Below are 18,120 nucleotides of genomic sequence, written 5' to 3'. Positions count from 1 at the left end.
ATCTATGATTAGTTTCTTTCCAAAATTTTATTACTTTTAAACCATATATGAGACCAAATTGTTTAGACGTTACACTGCCAATGGCAATGCTGTCAATAAACATTTTAAATAGAAGGGACTTTATAGTGGGAAAAACAAACACTGAATGGTATTAATACCCAAGTCTTTTTACGATAATTTATCAGCCCAATCACACATAGTTGACTTTAATGAGATCAAATCAGACTCGATGTTTGCTGTCTCAAAATTAGGGTTACTTAACGGTTTCACATAGTCCGCTTCGTCCCAAAATACGACCAAATAGTTTGCCTTGCTATATACCCCTTTAATAAATGGAGCAATACTACTTGGCAAATTAAGGGGCTGACCATCTAATGAAAAATTGGGCTTACTTAAACTAGGTGTACTTACGTTGGGTGTACTTAGGAAGTTACCGACAGTATGATTGGGAAGCATTAAAGGACGTAATTGACCTTCTATAACTTGATAGTAACTTTCAGAAAACTTCTTCTTATCTAAAACAAGGGCATATTGCCCTAGCATCCCACGTCCAAATTCATTATTACGTCCGCGTATCCAGTCTGGACATACAACGACTTTTGGATTCAGCTCATGCTTTCGTGCAGTCATGCGTAGTTTGTCGAGTCGTACGTCCACACCACCTGGCTTTAATGCCATAAAGCTTCCCAGTAAAAAAAGCACGGTAGCAGCAACAATCCAAACACCCATAAGCAGTTTCCAGTAAATATATTTTGCGACCACTTTACCACTGTTGAGGACTTTTATAACAGTTAATAATTAACGCAATACACATTTGCTTTTTTACACGCCAAAACCCTACTCATACCATGAAGAGCTAGTGTAAGATAAATGGGAGTCTACATTAGGTTTTGCTAATTTCTCAAGAGACTCTGGAATTTCAGCATCTACTAAATCTGCTTCATATTTACTGGCCACTGTAGGCATCAACTTGTCCATAACCGGTTTCCATTGCGCTTGCACATCTCGATAAGGCTTTTGAGTACGGTCAAATACCGCTAAACCTTGCTCAGCGAGCTGAGGATACATACTGCGTTCGCTGATCCATGCCAAAGGCTGCTGACCAACATTGTCAAAAAAGTCTTTTAATGATTGGCTGGCGCTGGTTTGTGGGCGTATTCGGTTCGCTAATAAATGAATATCGACTTTACCTTTACGAATACGTTTTATGTCTTCAATGGATTTTAAAAACTGTTTGGTGCTATCTGCATCAAATACCGAGGGTAATACAGGTATTATAATTGCTTTAGCTTCACTAATGAGTGACTTAGCACGCTCTGGTGTTAAAGAGCCAGGTGCATCAATAATTAACCAATCTTTCTTACCCAGATTTTTTGCTACCTTTTTAGGTAAGTCGCCAATATCGCCATCATCTTGCCAATCCACCGCATAAATAGGTGCTGCCGTTTTAGGGCGAAGCTTTAACCAAAACAAGCTAGACTTTTGTGAATCGGCATCTGCTAATGCTACAGACTGTCCTTGATTTGCCAATGCTGCTGCTAACGTTACTGCTACGGATGTTTTCCCGCAACCACCTTTTTGATTTGCCACCAATACTGTTTTCATTATTGCTGCCTATTAAAAAATAATATCCATGTTATAAGCCACATTATCTATATCAAAATCCCGACATTCCCAACATTCCCAACATTCCCAACATTAGAGATACCTAACAAACTTAAATATACTTGACTCTAATGTGTTATTTAGTGTCATTTAAATAACTGTGATTGAACCTATTATATTGATTACACCGACACATCAATTAGCATTGAATGAGTATAGTGACTCGTTATGTCTTGTTTTTAGTCTATCATAACAAATAAAATAAACGGCAGATTTTATAAACCCGCTCCTTTACTTTTTTAACCTGGGAGGTATTTATCGGAGAGAGAGATAAAATGAGTTGAAAAATGACAGATAGCCCTTTTATTAGCTAAGTTATACCATAACTCTTTTGCTTTACTTTTACTATAGCCATCATATATTTGACTTTCTGCTTATTGTGTCCCTATAAACGACTCCCGTTTCGATCAGTTAAATAAATCGATTTATGATGGGTACTAAGTTGCTTATCTATAAAAAGATAAAACTATTTTATGTTACAGTTAAGAAACGAATAGTCGAAGTGATAATACACTCAACCTATGATTTAGTTAGGTATTTGATATGACAAATAAATACGCAGCGGTAGCAAATATATTTGTTAGTATTTCATTGATACTAATGACGTTGACATTATCAGGATGTGTGACGACTAAAGCATTGCTTCCTGAACAATGCCGAACCACTGATTGGGAAAAAACAGGGTTTAATGATGGTGTATCAGGTCGTTCTGGAGCATATTTCGGTAAGTACATCAACGACTGTTCAAGTGTTTCAGATGGGGTTCCACAACGGGAACTGTGGGAGAAAGGTCGCCAAGAAGGGCTTAAACAGTTTTGTACCGAGCTAAATGCTTATAAACTTGGACGTGAAGGGTTCGCTTGGCAGCCTGTTTGTCCAGTTGAGGGAATTGAGAAATTAGAAGAAGCTTACAGTCAGGGTCGCTATTACTACTTACGTCAACGTGATATGGACTACCTCACAACGCCCTACCCATTCTATTATCCTAATCGGCGCTGGCATACGCCATATATTCGTCCTGTTTGGTAACTTTATTTACAGACTTGTTTAATGGCTTTGTTCGATATCTCAGCTAAACCATTTTTTATGTCCCTATACTACCTAGTACTAAAAGTCCAAATACTAAAGTGACAGGGGTCTGGAAAACCAGTGCCACTACGACACTAAGTAGTCTTAACCTAGCGCTTAACGAATTAATTCAGCAAGGCTAATATACTACCTTCCCCATTAGCGGTATTATTGCTCGCTGTCTAAATTCAAATTCCTATCAAGCTTAAACACTAGAAAGGCACCCCCACACATCAAAAGACTCATGGTTATCCCTAGCTTCAACACAGGGCTGACAGGAAACACGTTTAATAACAGCCCGCCAAAAATACCTACACAAAACATTAACGAGCCTTGCAATGCACTTGCCATGCCCGCACGATGTTTTTGAAAGGTCAGGGCGATAGCCGAAGCATTAGGCTGAGTTAGCCCAAGCCCAGATATACAAAAGAATATACATATCAACACAGGTATTAGAGGTGCTGAAGAACCAAACACTATACCCAAAATTAGCAATATAACTGATGATATCGCTTGTGCTGCTGCCCCAAATCGCAAAATACTGACTAAACGAAAGCGATTGATTATTATTTGATTGATCTGGGTCAGACCAATAAATCCAGCAGCGTTTATACCGAAAACAATACTAAATTTTTCTGCACTTAACCCATAGTTATCCATAAGTAGCTCAGGCGCTGCACTGATATACACAAACATCGCACCCATCAGTAAACCTGCACCAATGGCAGGATAGCTAAATTTAGAGTCTCTTAATAAATCCCAATATTGGCTGAATACACTAGAAAAAGGCCGAGTACTACGATTGTCATCGGTTAGTGTCTCTTTAAAAAACAACTTAGTTAATATCAGATTTAGTATTCCAAACCCAGCTAAGAACCAGAATATAGCTTGCCAGTCAAATATTTTTAATAACTGGGCCCCTAAAAAAGGAGCTAGTATCGGTGCTAGACCCATAACAAGGATCATAATAGAGAATGCCTTTACCATCTGTTTAGGCGGCAAGGTATCTCGAATGGCGGCGCGGGTAACCACCGCACCGACACAAGCACCGAGTGCTTGTAACGTACGACAAATAAATAATACATATTCACTATCTGTTGTGGCACACAAAATAGAGGCAATCACATATAGCATCATACCAAAATACAAGGGCTTAACCCGCCCAATGCGGTCGCTAAGAGGACCGTATATTAGTTGCCCAACCACCAATCCTGTGAAATAGGCAGGAACCGAATTGGAGATTCTGGCAGTGCTAACCCCAAAGTCGTCTGCCATTCGGGGTAACGCAGGCAAATACATATCAATAGACAACGGACCAATCGCAACTATTAACCCTAGCACCATAATCCACGCGAGGGGAAACTTAGGTGTGTTGCCCGTCGCATTTGACAAATTATTTTCAACATGGGTGTTTGGCAACTCGTTATTAGAGTTGGAGGTCGAAGACATAAAAAACTCACAATGAAAAAATATTAGAGGCCCAACTAACCTAACATCATAGTCTACATGCTATGAAGTTAGTGTGGGTTATTTTATATAATAGAGTGTTCGATGGACAAAAGATTATTTAATCGATTGTGGCACAAATTAAAACGCTCTCCCATTGCTTTAGCGCTCTGCTATCTAAACTGACGGGGTAAAAACTGTACACTACTGTCTTTGGCTCTTTTAATCGCACGCTTGCGGTTTTTGCCGACCATTAGCTTGAGCTGCCATATCTTCTCTTTATACAACGTACAACTGCCTTGTTTAGTCATATGATTAATCACTTTCTTACAAGCTAATACGGCATCAGGCGAGCGTGTCGCCACCTCATGCGCTAGCTGTTTAGCCCTCTCTAAGGGCTTGTCATCGACATGGCTTACTAACCCAAATTCTAAAGCAGCCTGACCATCAAGCATACGTCCCGTCATTGCTAACTCTTTTAATACATCGGCACGTACCACATGAAAGGCCGATTGGGTTAACCCCATGTCAGGCACCAGTCCCCATTTTGCTTCCATGATTGCCATTTGACAATCAGGTGTACTAATGCGAATGTCGCATGCCAGCGCCAGTTGTAATCCTGCGCCGATGCAATATCCATGCAGGGCGGCAAAAACAGGTACCGGCACCTCTCTCCATACCAAGCATACCCTTTGAAATAAGCTTTGGGTTGGCTTTACCAATTGCCATACACCCATTACGGCATTTTTAGGATTGGTTAAATCGCCTAAATCAATACCAGAGCAAAAAGCATTACCACTACCTGTGATAATAACCGCTCGGATACTTTTATCTCGTTTAAGACGAGTGGCTAAGTCAATGAGCTCCCGCATCATCGCAAAATTCATGGCATTTTTTTTATCAGGTCTGTTTAGCGCCACGGTCAGAATATCATCTTGTTCTGTGAGTTCAATAAACTGGTAATTTTTTTGCTTCATTGCTAACATAAAAATTCCGTCCTTATTCTAAATATTTTGGTTTCAATCAATACCTATTTAACAGACCCTAAATCATTTTCCAAGTCATGTCGTTTTCACTGAGCCCCTTGTCACTATCGTCATCATTGCTAGCATCACTTTTTTGCTGTGTAATACAGGCTTCTAAATCCAAAGCTTGCAAAGCCTTCAAACTGGCTATCAGCGCATCGTAATACTCCTCTAATAATACAAACTGTGGCGGAGTATTGTGTTGCACATTGAGTAAGCATTTGTCTTCAAAACTTTGACTCGCATTACGAATCTGCGGTACTCCTGTATAACGACTTGCACCTAAAATTCGATGAGCAATTTGCGCCAACTGTTTACGGTCAAAGTTCTGCCATGCCGCTTCTAACTCTCTGATTTCATCAGGAACTGAATTTTGCATCATCGTCAACAATTGATGAGCCAATTTAGGTTTATTGGCTGAACGTGCTAACGCATCCTTCCAGTCCACAATTAAAGCTCCCGAATCATTATCCGCGAGGGGGCTATTCATATCTATCACATAACTCGAATGCGCATTTGACTTTACGTCCTCATCATGGCTAATCAGAGAGCTGGCGGGCGCATCGCCACCTTTACCCAACCATCTCTGAAGTATTTGCAATAATTGTGGGCGGCTAATAGGTTTACCAACATAATCATCGATACCTGCCGCTATCAGCTTCTCTTTCTCTTCTACTAAATCTTGTGCTGTGAGGGCAATGATGGGCATGCGTCTATCTGGCATGCCGTCTTTTACATTTATATCCGCTTCTAATTGGCGAATTTGCTCCGCTGCTTCATCCCCCGACATACGCGGCATTTGGACATCCATAAAAATCAAATCAATCTTACTTTCGTTTTCAGATCCATGTTCAAACACAGAAGAGGCTGTACTCTTAGAGCCGCCTCTAATAAGATGTTTGCTAACAATATCAACCGCATCATAACCACTGTTTGCAGTAATAACTTCAATGCCAAGCTCACTTAACAAGGCGTCTAATACTAATAAGTTTGGCAAATGATCATCTACAGCCAAAATTTTAACCCCTTGCCAAATTGGCGGAGAAACAATGGTTGAAACATGAGCATTACTTGTATCAAGCAGGGCATAAAGCTGGCGCTTATCAAGTGGCTGATATAATCCAGAGGCTTTGTAACGCTCTAATAATGTAGCGTCTAATGCCACTTGGTATCCGTAAATAGCCAACTTGCCTTGGTAATGCAGGCGAATTTGTTTTAATAATGCGGCTCTTTCTTCGAGTGCTTCATCATCGCCCCCATCAAACACCACCCAATCCCAACGGTCACTTTGCTCTTTGAGTCGTTCAAGTGCACCTGCTAAGGAGCGCGCTGTGGTCACATTGATATTTAAAGGACGAACAGACGCTATAAATACCTGTAAGCTCGATGCATGACTAATCCATACCAGTACCTCAAAGGGCTTATCATTATCATTAGATTGAGTAAATGGGCGTAGTACCGGTAGTTGTATTTTTGTATTTATGCCTTCATCAAGATTTGCACCAAATTTAACATCAGATACATCGTCAATATCTACATGAGCGGGTATACTAAACCAAAAAGTGGCTCCTGTTCGAGTTGCCATTTTTGTGACCACTTGATTTGACTCATCTACGTTGTTATGTAAGCTTGAATCTGACCTCACAACTTGATCACCGCTGTATTGCTCAGCATTGTCATAAAAGCCAATTTTGCCGCCCATAAGCCTTGTTAGTTGTTTTGAAATTACTAAACCTAACCCAGTACCTCCATACTGACGGGTAATCGATGGATCACCTTGACTAAAGCTTCTGAATAATTGAGCCTTTGCATTTTCTGAAATACCCTGCCCTGTATCCTGAATAGCAATATGAATCATGTCGCCACTGTGTCTTTTGTCATTAGCGGTATCAGACACAGCGGTTGTCTCATTGGTAGCTTCATCTAACCCTACTCTGACAACGACTTCACCCACATCTGTAAATTTAATCGCATTGCCTACTAAATTAGTAAGCACTTGCTTCACTCTCAGCGCATCGCCAATAATAGTGTTAGGTACGTCGTTATAATACAACACCGCCATACGCAACCCTTTTTCTGAAGCTAATGGAGAAAGCATATCCATTACATCATAAATGGCTGCATACAAACTGAATTCGTGCTTGTCTAATTCGAGCTTACCCGCTTCAATTTTAGAAAAATCCAATACATCATTGACCAGTGCAAGCAAATGCGCTGACGATTTTCGGATGGTTTGTACGTATAAATCTTGCTCAGCATTTAGATTACCATGCCGTGCCAATAGATTAATAAATCCATCAATACTATTGAGAGGGGTGCGTAACTCATGGCTTATATTCGCCAAAAATGCTGATTTCGCTTGGCTACTTGATACGGCTTGGTCACGCGCTTCGCGAATGAAAATATTTTGCATCTCCATCTCATCAAATGCATCGCGTAAGTCATCTTCTGTTTGGTCTGCATGATCTTTAAGCCCTTGAAAATCACCATATAAACGGCGCAGAGTCTTAACCAAATCTTGTTGTAACTGATTTAACTCGCCACTTGCATCCGTTGTGACTGGGTGATACATATTGTCCGGAGTAATGTGTTGTAAATGCAAACGTAAATCATAAATAGGCACTATCCACCGCTTTGCATACACATTGAGACTAAGTAGTAAAATGAGTAGCGTGAATAAACCGGTCAATCCCAGTCCTAGCCATACTCTCAATCTTGCAATGATGAGTGGCTGATTGTCCATATCAACAAACAACCAATATTTTTTGTCCCCAACGCTACCCAATCTATAACCATAAGCACTGCCCATCGCTGTTGATACGCCACTAATAAACTCTTCGTTAAGAAAGATGTCAACGCTTTTATCTGGATGCCACATTGGCATTGTATTGGCATCAGATGAAGCGATGACGTTACCTTGCTCGTCAATGACAGCCACTCGGTTAACATGCTGTTCATTATTCATTGAGGCAAAAATTAACCCAATCTGGTTCTGCACATCTTCAAGTGTGTCGATCTTATTTAACTTTAACAAATCAGTATTGTTCAGCTCATGTTTAGCAGCAGCCATATGCTCATTTGCCGCATTTATTTCGATGTTCGTAGTACTGGCATTCGTGCCCTTATTTACCTTTGTTACTGCTGAATTGGTACCCAAGTTTTCGCTATCTTGGTTCAGATTAATAACACCATTTTTCTGGACGTTGTTTTTACTAATAATCGTTGGAAGTAGTTTTGTAATGATAGGTTCATAGCGAATTAATGCCGCCGTAGCCATGGTCTGTTGTTCTGACTGCAGTACTTTACGCGATTCTTTTTCCACCAAATAGGCACCTACCGCCGCCAATAACGTGATGGGCAAAAAAACCATCAGTATGAGCTGTGCATAGGCACTACCAAAATCGAAAAATTTTTTAGACATCATAATTTATGTTTTCAATATAATAGGTTATAAAACTGGGCTATAAAATATAAGGGGTTATGATGATTAACCTACTCTGCTCTATTCATAGTAGTTAAAAGTTTGTATTCAGCATTCAATAAGTAGGTATTCAATGGAATAATCAGCTAACTGGCAAGCTACTAATACGGTATCCTTCTTAAATACACCATGAAAAGTGAGATGAAAACCTCCTAGACATGCCATAGAGTTAAGTGTAACAGGTTTTTAACCGATTGCAGATAATCCTAGCACTTGCAAAATGCTATAATTTACCCCATTCATAAATATATTATGCTAGGGCGTAACTTACGTTTAAATCAGTCTTAGTTTGATAGGTTTCATGAACTCTACTACAGTCAAACATACGACATGCCCTATACCCTATAACACATATCCCTTCGCATTGAGAATCGTTATGTCAAATCTTACTTCTAACTTAGATAATTTTACCAATCAAATATCTACCCTAGCAGACTGCTTAGGGAATACGCCTTTAGTGGCTCTACAACGCCTTCCGCAACTGCAAGGCATCCATCATTCCGTTCAGATATTGGCCAAACTTGAAGGTAATAACCCAGCCAGTTCGGTTAAAGACCGACCCGCATTTAACATGATTTTGCAGGCTGAGAAACGAGGCGATATTAAACCTGGCGATACTATTATTGAAGCCACCAGTGGTAATACTGGCATTGCTCTAGCGATGGTTGCAGCTATGCGCGGATATAACTTGATACTATTAATGCCAACCAACTCAACTCAAGAGCGCAAAGATGCCATGGCGGCTTATGGTGCCACCCTTATTGAGGTAGATGACGGTATTGAAGCGGCTCGTGACCAAGCCCTACAGCTTGAGACAGAGGGTAGAGGCATCGTACTCAATCAATTTTCAAACCCAGATAACAGTGCCGCTCATTATGCCACTACAGGCCCCGAGCTTTGGCGACAAACTCAAGGGAAAATCACTCATTTTGTGAGCTCTATGGGTACCACAGGTACCATTTCTGGTACCGGAAAATATCTAAAAGAGCAAAACCCAGACATTCAGGTAATTGGACTACAACCCGATGAAGACGCTTCAATTGCCGGTATTCGCCGCTGGAGTCCAGAATATCGCCCTGAGATATTTGATGCGAGTGTGGTTGATCGTATTATGGATGTTAACCAAAATATCGCAGAAGCTTATATGCGTAAACTTGCCCGTACTGAGGGGATTCTAGCAGGTGTTTCTTCTGGTGCAGCCGCATGGGCCGCACTACAATTAGCCTCTGAAATTCAAGAAGAGCAACCTGAGGCTATGGTTGCCTTTATTGTTTGTGATCGCGGCGATAGATATTTATCTACAGGGCTATATACCGAACAATAAACACTAGCAAAAGTAGAAGGCCTATTAGCTAACCGCTTTGAGCACATTTAATATCAGTATATTTCATATAGACCTATTTCATAAATCTGATGACACCCCATCATGCAGGTATAACGTTGCTCAATCATTACCCAAACCTTCACTCATAAAATGGTCAAATCATGACAACTTTTCCAAATGCACCCGTATTAGTATTTGATATCGAAACCATTGCTGATGTTGAAGGAGCCCGTCGCATTTATCCTGAGCTGGCGACCCTAAATGATTCAGATACTTTATCTGCTTTAACCAGTATGCGTTTACAAGAAGCTGGGCACGACTTTATGCGTTTACCGCTACAACGTGTTGTGTGCATCTCTGGGTTGTATATTGATACCAATCAAGATACATTTTCTTTATTCTCACTCACGGGAGAAACACTAACCGAACAGGAAATGTTAGCCAAATTCTTTCGGGCTTTTAGTGATGTTAATCATTTACCGCAGCTAGTAAGTTGGAATGGGTCTGGTTTTGATATCCCTGTTTTGATTTATCGCGCTATGCAATATAACTTGAGCGTTCCATTGTTGTTTGAAGAAGGTAACCGAATGAGCAACATGCGATTTAATAACTATGTGAATCGTTTTCAAACTCGGCATTTAGACTTGATGGATAGGTTCAGTCAATATGGTGCGAGCCGCCGTGAAGCTATGGATGTTGTTGCTAGTCTTTATGGGTTGCCGGGTAAAACAGATGTAGATGGCAGTATGATTGGTAACTTAGTTAATGAAAATAAATGGCACGCTTTATCACTATACTGCGAATCCGATGTGCTCAATACGTGGTTAATTTATTTGCGTTGGCTACGCTTAACTGGCGATCTAACAAGTAGTGATTTCAACTCGTGGCAAACGCAAACCTATGACTACTTATCACTCAAAAAAGACAGTGATGATAGCATCCGTCATCATGACTTTTTAAGTGCTTGGAATATGACTCCTTAAAATTGCTCAGCTCACATGACGTCACTGTGATAGTGATTACCTGCATGTTAGATAAAACAAGTTACATGCTTTGACACTCATCCTGATACTTCATTTGTGTGTTAAAATCTTTTATTTAAACATCACATTTCTTGTTTTTTTTATCCATATTTAGTACAGCTAAACAGGCAGGTTTATGCAACCCACCCAGACTACAAAATCTAACCCCTCCAACTCATCTGGCAGATCAACACTGGCTACGGCGCCCAGCAAAAAAATGTCTAAGCCAAACTCGAAAATACGCCGACGCCTCAAGGACGCCAAGCCTGTGCCGTTTAGAATTGATGGGTTATCTCATGATGGTCGCGGCGTTGCCGTATATGGTAATGGCTTTGATGATGACTCTGGCCATACCTTGGATAAACACGGTAAAAAAGTATTCGTTAGTTTTGCCTTACCAAATGAAACGGTTAACGTTCGTTTGACCAATAGCCGTAAAAGTTTTGAAGAAGGAGATGCGATTGCGCTGATTGATAATGCTCATCCTGAACGTCAAACGCCGCCTTGCCCACATTTTGGTGTTTGTGGGGGTTGCAGCTTGCAGCATTGGCAGCCTGATGGGCAAATTGCTTTTAAACAGACTGTGCTTGCTGAATTATTAGAACATCAAGCAGGTGTACAGCCAGAAAATTGGCTAGAACCTTTAGTAGCTGATCGTTTAGCCTATCGCACTAAGGCTCGCATGGGCGTTCGTTATGTTGCCAAAAAAGAGACCGCACTGGTTGGTTTTAGAGAACGTAACAGCAATTTTTTAGCTGAATTAAATGAGTGTCATATTTTAGATAAGCGCATTGGTTTTGAGCTTGAAAACCTAAAGTCACTTATTAGTACACTCGATGCTAGAAGCAGTATTGCTCAAATAGAGTTGGCGATGGGAGAAGAAATCCCTGAGCTTGCTGATGGCAATCAGGCGGTTGCCCTTATCATACGAAACCTAGAACCGCTATCAACCCATGATATTAATAAACTAAAGGCATTTTTTTCGGTTCGCAATTGGCAATTATACCTCCAACCAAAAGGGCCTGATAGCATTAAGCGTATTGCCCTACATGAGAGCGACGATATGAGTCAGCAGTTTGGCCGCTTATATTATCAGCTTCCTGAGTATGATTTAACTTACGAATTTATTCCTACAGATTTCACTCAAGTCAACCTATCTGTTAATCGCAAAATGACCAAGCTAGCTTGCGATTTACTCGACCTAAAAACAGGGGAGCGAGTGCTCGACTTATTCAGCGGTTTGGGAAATTTCAGCCTTCCTATAGCTCGCTTGGTTGGCGGTACCAACGGCACTGAGGGTGTTGCCATTGGCGTCGAAGGTTCAGACGCTATGACTGCACGAGCATCAGACAATGCAAAACGTAATAGTATTACCAATACTGAATTCTATACGCAAGACTTGACCCAAGACTTTAGCGATCAGCCTTGGGCTCAGCAAGGCTTTGATGCTATTTTGATTGACCCGCCTCGCTCAGGTGCGTGGGAGGTTATGCACTATTTGCCTCGCTTTGATGCTTCTAGGATAGTTTATGTCTCATGCAACCCTGCAACACTAGCCCGGGACACTAAAGCACTTATTGAATATGGCTATCACCTGACACACGCAGGTGTAATGGATATGTTTAGCCATACAGGCCATGTTGAATCAATAGCTCGTTTTGAGAAAATTCAGTCAGTCTAAGGCCTGATATTTCATTTATTACCATTAGTTTCGCTAAAGAGTTATCAGTCTAAAAAACAAGATACAAGCCTGCACGATAGCGGAACTAATGATAATGACACCCTTCTTATTTGTTTAATAGGTTTAGATAATCCTGCTGCAACGTTTGATATCTATCTGACAAATGCGTGTTTCTCAAACAAATTGGTATTACTAATTCATGGTATAACTAATTCATACGCTAAAATAGTATAACTGTCTATAATGTTTCTCCAGCTCACAACTGTTCACAAGTCTCGTCTTGAAATTATATTTGTAAATAAGATAATGCTATTAGTAAATAATGCCAAATAAACAATATTAACATAGGCAGGAAACAGATGACTCCAGAGCGTACGTTTTATAACATCCATTATTAAGCTGAAAGCGTTCTTAAGTTGAAAGCGCTTATTAGTTTTGGCTTTATACATCAGAATACATAAGACAGTTTGAAGACGCAGTTTGTTAAAATAATAACTGTATTGATAGATAGCTGAGGGAGGAAGTTGTGGTAAAAGTTCGTGAAGGATTGCCCCTAATTGACGGTCGTAAAACGACGGAAGACAGTGCTTCACTCGCTGCACAAATGGTAGCACAACATCAGCATGGCTATTATAATCCTGCCCGCCCAACTTTTGTGATGCTCAATGAAGACTTAAAAAAACACCTAGCCGCTTCAAAGCTGGCATCTGCAATGGAAGACTCGATTCATGCTAAAAGCAACTCAAGTGCAAACAAGCTAGGTCTAAATACATTAATCTACTCCCAGTATCCTACACACACTAGCAGCGCCGATGACGAAAACTCGGAATATCATTCCTCTAATAAAAAGCACAGCGCGGTTTGGACTGCTCAATCGAACCAACTTCAATTTTCTGATGAACCCGGTAATAAGCTGGCTGACAACACCCTCATTGATTTACCAGCATGGCTTAAAACAGTTGCAAATCGGGTCAACCTTGATGAGCTTCCCAATCTAGCCAAAGCGTGTGAGCTGATCGGCACTCAGTCCGTATTAAACGAGAACAATCGCTCTAGTGCCTACATGACCGGAATTGGTATGGCCGATATCTTAACGTATCTTTATCAAGATGAAGATGCGTTAACTGCTGCGATGTTATATCGTGCTGCACGTATTAAGCTGATTTCACTTGAACAAATTAAAGAGCATTTTGGGCAGAATGTCGCCAAACTAGTGATTGACACTCTGGCAATGGGACAGCTATCTGATACTATAGAAAGTAATAAGCGTCTAGAGGACCATCTGGCTAATAACCAGCGTGAGCAGCTGTCAAACATCTATAGTATGCTTATCTCAATGACTAATGATGTTCGCGTTGTGCTGATTAAGCTTGCTGAACGTACCTTTGCTATGCGTGAATTATCCTACGCTTCCGAAGAGCGTCAAAAGCGTGTTTCGCGTGAAGTCATGACCATCTATGCTCCTTTGGCACACCGTTTAGGCATCGCTCAAATAAAATGGGAACTTGAGGATTTAGCGTTCCGTTATCTTGCCCCCGATCGCTACAAAGAAATTGCCAAACTACTTTCAGAGAAGCGAAGTGAACGTGAAGAGTACATTGAACGAGTACAATTAAGGCTTGAGGAAGTTTTAGCAGAAGCGGGCATACAGGCTGAGGTCACTGGTCGCGTCAAGCATATTTACTCTATTTACCGCAAAATGAAGCTTAAAGGGCTCTCCTTCGATCAACTCTATGATATTCGTGCATTGCGTGTTTTAGTTAATACCCCCTCAGAGTGTTATCACACTCTTGGCCTAGTGCATGGCATTTGGCGACATATTCCTGACCAATTCGATGACTATATAACCAATCCAAAGTCCAACGGTTATCGCTCCTTACACACCGCTGTAATCGCAGAAAATAAGTCGCTGGAAATTCAAATCCGTACACACCAGATGCACTTTGAAGCCGAACTGGGCATGTGCGCACATGTTCAGTACAAAGAAGGGGGGAAAAACAAACAAGACTCTTATCTGCGTCAGAAAATAAGTTCAATACGCCAGATTTTGCTGGCTAGATCTGATAATAAAACAAGTTCTCCTAATCCAAACCTTTTTAACTTAGATGGACAAAATGACTTACCTTACGAGCTGGATGAAGAAGAACAGCTTGTAGATTATGAAGAGTTTGAGCGAATTTATGTTTTCAGCCGTGATGGAGATATTACCGAGTTACCAAAAGGGGCAACCGTACTTGATTTCGCCTATTACGTTCACACTCAGGTTGGTAACCGTGCTCAAGCGGCTAGAGTAAACCAGCGCTATGTTCCGCTAACTTATCAGTTAAAAACCGGCGAGCAGGTAGAGATCATTACTAAATCATCTCGCGAGCCTAACCGAGACTGGCTCGTTCCTTCTTTAGGCTATATCCATACCAGTCGCGCCCGCTCTAAATTACGCCAGTGGTTTAATAAGCAAGACCGTGAAAAGAACTTAGAAATTGGTAAGCAGATGCTGGCTAAAGAGCTTGGTCGTCTATCCTTACACCCAAATAGTATTGATTTAAAAGACTACGTAAAGCACTTTAATGCTAAAAGCCCAGACGATATTTTAGTCGGTTTAGTCACAGGTGAGATTGGTTTACATCAGCTAACAGGGCATATCTCACGTGAACTAGATCTAGCACCAGAAAAAGAACATCTAGACTATACTCCAAGTGTCCATCCACGAGCTACTGGAAAACTTGATGCTTATAAAATCAATATTGATGGACTTGATAATATAGAAACACGCTTTGCAAATTGCTGCAAACCTATTTACGGGGAACCCATTGCTGGCTTTATTACCCAAAGTAGCGGCGTATCAATCCATAATCGTGGATGTGCCGAATATGCTCGTCTTATTGAAAAAGAGCCTGAGCGCCAAATCTCAGCAGCTTGGGTATCACAACATACAAGCTATCAACCGGTTGAAATACTCATTGAAGCCTATGATAGACGGGGATTACTACGAGACTTAACTCAAGTTATTGATAAAGAAGATGTCAATATTCGTGGTGTTGGCACACAAACTGATAACGATAACGTGGCTCATCTTAAATTCAACATCGAGGTTACTGGTCTCTCCCAGTTGTCGAAACTACTGGCTAAACTAGAGCAGCAGCCAGGCATTTTACATGCCAGACGGGCGGTCTAAACCATGCCAGAATTACCTGAAGTAGAAACCACCAAAGCTAGCCTAAATCCATTATTGGGTAAGGTGGTTAATAAAGTCTCAGTTTATGAGAGAAGATTGCGTTGGCCGGTTCCAGAAAATATTAGTCGACTTGAAGGGTATGTGTTAACTCACGTTAATCGACGTGCAAAATATCTTATATTAACTTTTTTAAAGGTGTCAAATAACGACTTGACAAGTGAAACGCCTGCCAACTATCCTAAGACTGATACAGCGCATACCCAATCAGTCATTATTCATCTAGGGATGTCTGGAAGTTTGCAACAGTTTCCAATTGGCACCGCTAAAAGAAAACACGATCATTTAATTTTAGCGTTTAATAACTCAGACAAATCAACTGGGGATATTACACAGCTGCATTATCATGATCCTAGACGCTTTGGTTCCGTACTTTGGTATGAGGATTATTCAGACAAACTATTCAACCATCTTGGCCCTGAGCCTCTTGATGAAGAGTTTACTGGCCTGTACCTGTATAACCGTATCCATAAAATTACTGGAAATATAGACACGCCAAACCCTGTGTCCAACATGAATAGAAAGTCCAAAGCATCCTCTATTGCTAGTATTGCCAGACCCATTAAGTCGCTTATAATGGATCAAGTTTTTGTAGTGGGAGTGGGTAATATTTATGCTACTGAGAGTTTGTTTTTATCAGGTATCCACCCTAGCACGCCATCACACTACCTGAGTTTAGAGCAACTCGAAACGCTAGTAGAGCATATTAAAGCGATTTTAAAACGAGCTATTCAGCAAGGTGGTTCTACGCTGCGTGACTTTACGGTGGCCAGTGGGAAGACTGGGTACTTTCAGCAAACTTTATTGGTTTATGGAAAATATAAAGCCCCTTGCCCAACTTGTGGGACATTTATTGAAAAAGTCTCTATTACTGGACGGGCAAGCACATATTGCCCTAACTGTCAGCCATTAATTACGCGTTATCCAAACTCGCTTGATTAACGTTGCATATCTTGATTTAATGCAAGCAGTTAATGCTTAATAATTTACCCGTGCTTGTAAGAAGCTCTAACGTTAAAAAGCTCTAACGTTTATTATAATATTACACCTCAACCTATGATGAAGGATCATAAAATGACTTCTAAACTAATGCGTGTTGTTGCATCGTTAGGTTTATCTATCATGCTTGTGACGCCTAGTATGGCTGCTATTGAGATTGATGAAGACGATTTTGGTCCATCCTATGAAACAATGGTTGTAGATACTGTTGTGGGCAAACCACTTCAATTAGTCTCGGCTATTACTGGTACGGCTGCTTATATTGTTAGCCTTCCATTTTCAATTATTGGTGGAAACACAGCAGATGCACAGCAAAAGCTGGTAGTTGAACCTTGGCAAGCGTTAGGACGATGTTTAGGGTGTTCTGTCGCAGAAGATAACTTCTATAAGTCTCAAAGTATGACCAATAATCACGTTCGCATTATAGTCGATCAACCTTCAGAAATTTTGATTAATACAAATGATAATGTGGTTGTAATACCTCAATAATTATTGTCACCTTATACTTAATGATACATACCAAAAAGGCTAACCTAAGGTTAGCCTTTTACATATCACATGGATTGTTCATTGTAAAATATTGCTTAATAAAAGCTACTTACTTAACTTCTGACTAATTTCACGTAACAATACCACTTCTTCTGATGGCGCCTCTACCACTGCGTCATTATTGCGACGCATATTATTCATACCTTTTACCATCATAAAGATAATAAAAGCCAAAATAATGAAGTTAATAAGGACAGTAATGAAACTACCATAAGCAAGAATAGGAACTCCTGCTTCCTTTAAAGCTTCATAAGTCATAGCGACACCTTCTGGGACATCGCCTAAGACAAAGAACATATTTTTGAAATTTAGCTCGCCGCCAAAAATCATTGCAACGATAGGCATAATAATATCTTCAACTAGAGATGTTGTAATAGTAGCAAAGGCGCCACCAATAATAACACCCACTGCTAAATCCATTACATTGCCTTTTAAAGCAAACTCTTTAAATTCAGATACCATACTCATAAAAACTTCCTATTTTAAAAAATATTTAAATATACAACATTGGATTATTAACCATACTAGTATCCATCTAAATGAATAAAAATCTCATTTAAGCCGTCTACTTAAGTTTATGGGTTTCAGGAACACGTGATGATTGACATAAAAGATTAAACATAAAAAA

The 18,120-nt window shown here is 40.4% G+C and carries 13 protein-coding genes; 7 read left to right on the top strand and 6 right to left on the bottom strand.

The genetic code is table 11. The annotated features are described in order from the left end of the window. Positions 1 to 168: 168 nt before the first annotated feature. Together AC2SLL_RS07110 and AC2SLL_RS07105 are read right to left on the bottom strand one after the other, a co-directional pair. The gene (locus tag AC2SLL_RS07110) at positions 169 to 729 is read right to left on the bottom strand and encodes a hypothetical protein (protein WP_486530990.1); all 561 of its coding nucleotides are present in this window, start codon (positions 727 to 729) and stop codon (positions 169 to 171) included. Positions 730 to 837: 108 nt separating this feature from the next. After that, positions 838 to 1,605, bottom strand: coding sequence for a ParA family protein (locus AC2SLL_RS07105; protein WP_486530989.1), 768 nt, complete (start codon positions 1,603 to 1,605; stop codon positions 838 to 840). Positions 1,606 to 2,208: 603 nt separating this feature from the next. On the opposite strand from AC2SLL_RS07105, the gene AC2SLL_RS07100 reads away from it, so the two are divergent. Next, the gene (locus tag AC2SLL_RS07100) at positions 2,209 to 2,694 is read left to right on the top strand and encodes a DUF2799 domain-containing protein (RefSeq protein WP_486530988.1); all 486 of its coding nucleotides are present in this window, start codon (positions 2,209 to 2,211) and stop codon (positions 2,692 to 2,694) included. Between the two features lie 207 nt (positions 2,695 to 2,901). On the opposite strand, the gene AC2SLL_RS07095 is transcribed toward AC2SLL_RS07100, so the two are convergent. The 3 genes from AC2SLL_RS07095 to AC2SLL_RS07085 form a co-directional block, all read right to left on the bottom strand. Then, a complete protein-coding gene (locus tag AC2SLL_RS07095; protein WP_486530987.1) occupies positions 2,902 to 4,182 on the bottom strand; it encodes a multidrug effflux MFS transporter in 1,281 nt (426 codons plus the stop codon). Positions 4,183 to 4,352: 170 nt separating this feature from the next. Then, positions 4,353 to 5,165 (bottom strand): crotonase/enoyl-CoA hydratase family protein, encoded by an 813-nt coding sequence (locus AC2SLL_RS07090; protein ID WP_486530986.1) that lies wholly within the window; start codon positions 5,163 to 5,165, stop codon positions 4,353 to 4,355. 58 nt (positions 5,166 to 5,223) lie between these two features. Then, positions 5,224 to 8,625 carry a histidine kinase dimerization/phospho-acceptor domain-containing protein gene (locus AC2SLL_RS07085; protein ID WP_486531105.1) on the bottom strand — a complete coding sequence of 1,134 codons (3,402 nt, stop codon included), beginning with the start codon at positions 8,623 to 8,625 and terminating at the stop codon, positions 5,224 to 5,226. Positions 8,626 to 9,061: 436 nt separating this feature from the next. Here AC2SLL_RS07085 and cysM point away from each other — a divergent pair, with 436 nt between their 5' ends. The 6 genes from cysM (at position 9,062) to AC2SLL_RS07055 (ending at position 17,432) form a co-directional block, all read left to right on the top strand. Beyond that, a complete protein-coding gene (gene cysM, locus AC2SLL_RS07080; protein WP_486530985.1) occupies positions 9,062 to 10,009 on the top strand; it encodes a cysteine synthase CysM in 948 nt (315 codons plus the stop codon). 161 nt (positions 10,010 to 10,170) lie between these two features. Next, positions 10,171 to 10,992, top strand: coding sequence for a 3'-5' exonuclease (locus AC2SLL_RS07075; RefSeq protein ID WP_486530984.1), 822 nt, complete (start codon positions 10,171 to 10,173; stop codon positions 10,990 to 10,992). A 175-nt stretch (positions 10,993 to 11,167) separates the two neighbouring features. Further along, positions 11,168 to 12,712, top strand: coding sequence for a 23S rRNA (uracil(1939)-C(5))-methyltransferase RlmD (rlmD, locus tag AC2SLL_RS07070; protein ID WP_486530983.1), 1,545 nt, complete (start codon positions 11,168 to 11,170; stop codon positions 12,710 to 12,712). A gap of 526 nt (positions 12,713 to 13,238) precedes the next feature. Continuing rightward, complete coding sequence (locus tag AC2SLL_RS07065; protein ID WP_486530982.1) at positions 13,239 to 15,887, top strand: RelA/SpoT family protein; 2,649 nt, start codon at positions 13,239 to 13,241, stop codon at positions 15,885 to 15,887. 3 nt (positions 15,888 to 15,890) lie between these two features. Next, complete coding sequence (mutM, locus tag AC2SLL_RS07060; RefSeq protein WP_486530981.1) at positions 15,891 to 16,886, top strand: bifunctional DNA-formamidopyrimidine glycosylase/DNA-(apurinic or apyrimidinic site) lyase; 996 nt, start codon at positions 15,891 to 15,893, stop codon at positions 16,884 to 16,886. 132 nt (positions 16,887 to 17,018) lie between these two features. Further along, positions 17,019 to 17,432 carry a hypothetical protein gene (locus AC2SLL_RS07055; RefSeq protein ID WP_486530980.1) on the top strand — a complete coding sequence of 138 codons (414 nt, stop codon included), beginning with the start codon at positions 17,019 to 17,021 and terminating at the stop codon, positions 17,430 to 17,432. A gap of 105 nt (positions 17,433 to 17,537) precedes the next feature. Here AC2SLL_RS07055 and mscL read toward each other — a convergent pair whose 3' ends face one another. Further along, positions 17,538 to 17,960 carry a large conductance mechanosensitive channel protein MscL gene (mscL, locus tag AC2SLL_RS07050; RefSeq protein WP_486530979.1) on the bottom strand — a complete coding sequence of 141 codons (423 nt, stop codon included), beginning with the start codon at positions 17,958 to 17,960 and terminating at the stop codon, positions 17,538 to 17,540. Between the last annotated feature and the right edge of the window lie 160 nt (positions 17,961 to 18,120).

The sequence above is a fragment of the Psychrobacter sp. CX97 genome, assembly GCF_057396285.1.
This window is presented reverse-complemented; position numbering and strand designations above follow the sequence as displayed.

Excerpts from the sequence above, each read along its gene's own strand:
- AC2SLL_RS07100 (WP_486530988.1), top strand. The coding sequence starts at position 2,209 with ATGACAAATAAATACGCAGCGGTAGCAAATATATTTGTTAGTATTTCA.
- AC2SLL_RS07090 (WP_486530986.1), bottom strand. The coding sequence starts at position 5,165 with ATGTTAGCAATGAAGCAAAAAAATTACCAGTTTATTGAACTCACAGAA.
- AC2SLL_RS07105 (WP_486530989.1), bottom strand. The coding sequence starts at position 1,605 with ATGAAAACAGTATTGGTGGCAAATCAAAAAGGTGGTTGCGGGAAAACA.
- AC2SLL_RS07055 (WP_486530980.1), top strand. The coding sequence starts at position 17,019 with ATGACTTCTAAACTAATGCGTGTTGTTGCATCGTTAGGTTTATCTATC.
- rlmD (WP_486530983.1), top strand. The coding sequence starts at position 11,168 with ATGCAACCCACCCAGACTACAAAATCTAACCCCTCCAACTCATCTGGC.
- cysM (WP_486530985.1), top strand. The coding sequence starts at position 9,062 with ATGTCAAATCTTACTTCTAACTTAGATAATTTTACCAATCAAATATCT.
- AC2SLL_RS07110 (WP_486530990.1), bottom strand. The coding sequence starts at position 729 with ATGGGTGTTTGGATTGTTGCTGCTACCGTGCTTTTTTTACTGGGAAGC.
- mutM (WP_486530981.1), top strand. The coding sequence starts at position 15,891 with ATGCCAGAATTACCTGAAGTAGAAACCACCAAAGCTAGCCTAAATCCA.
- AC2SLL_RS07085 (WP_486531105.1), bottom strand. The coding sequence starts at position 8,625 with ATGTCTAAAAAATTTTTCGATTTTGGTAGTGCCTATGCACAGCTCATA.
- AC2SLL_RS07075 (WP_486530984.1), top strand. The coding sequence starts at position 10,171 with ATGACAACTTTTCCAAATGCACCCGTATTAGTATTTGATATCGAAACC.
- mscL (WP_486530979.1), bottom strand. The coding sequence starts at position 17,960 with ATGAGTATGGTATCTGAATTTAAAGAGTTTGCTTTAAAAGGCAATGTA.
- AC2SLL_RS07095 (WP_486530987.1), bottom strand. The coding sequence starts at position 4,182 with ATGTCTTCGACCTCCAACTCTAATAACGAGTTGCCAAACACCCATGTT.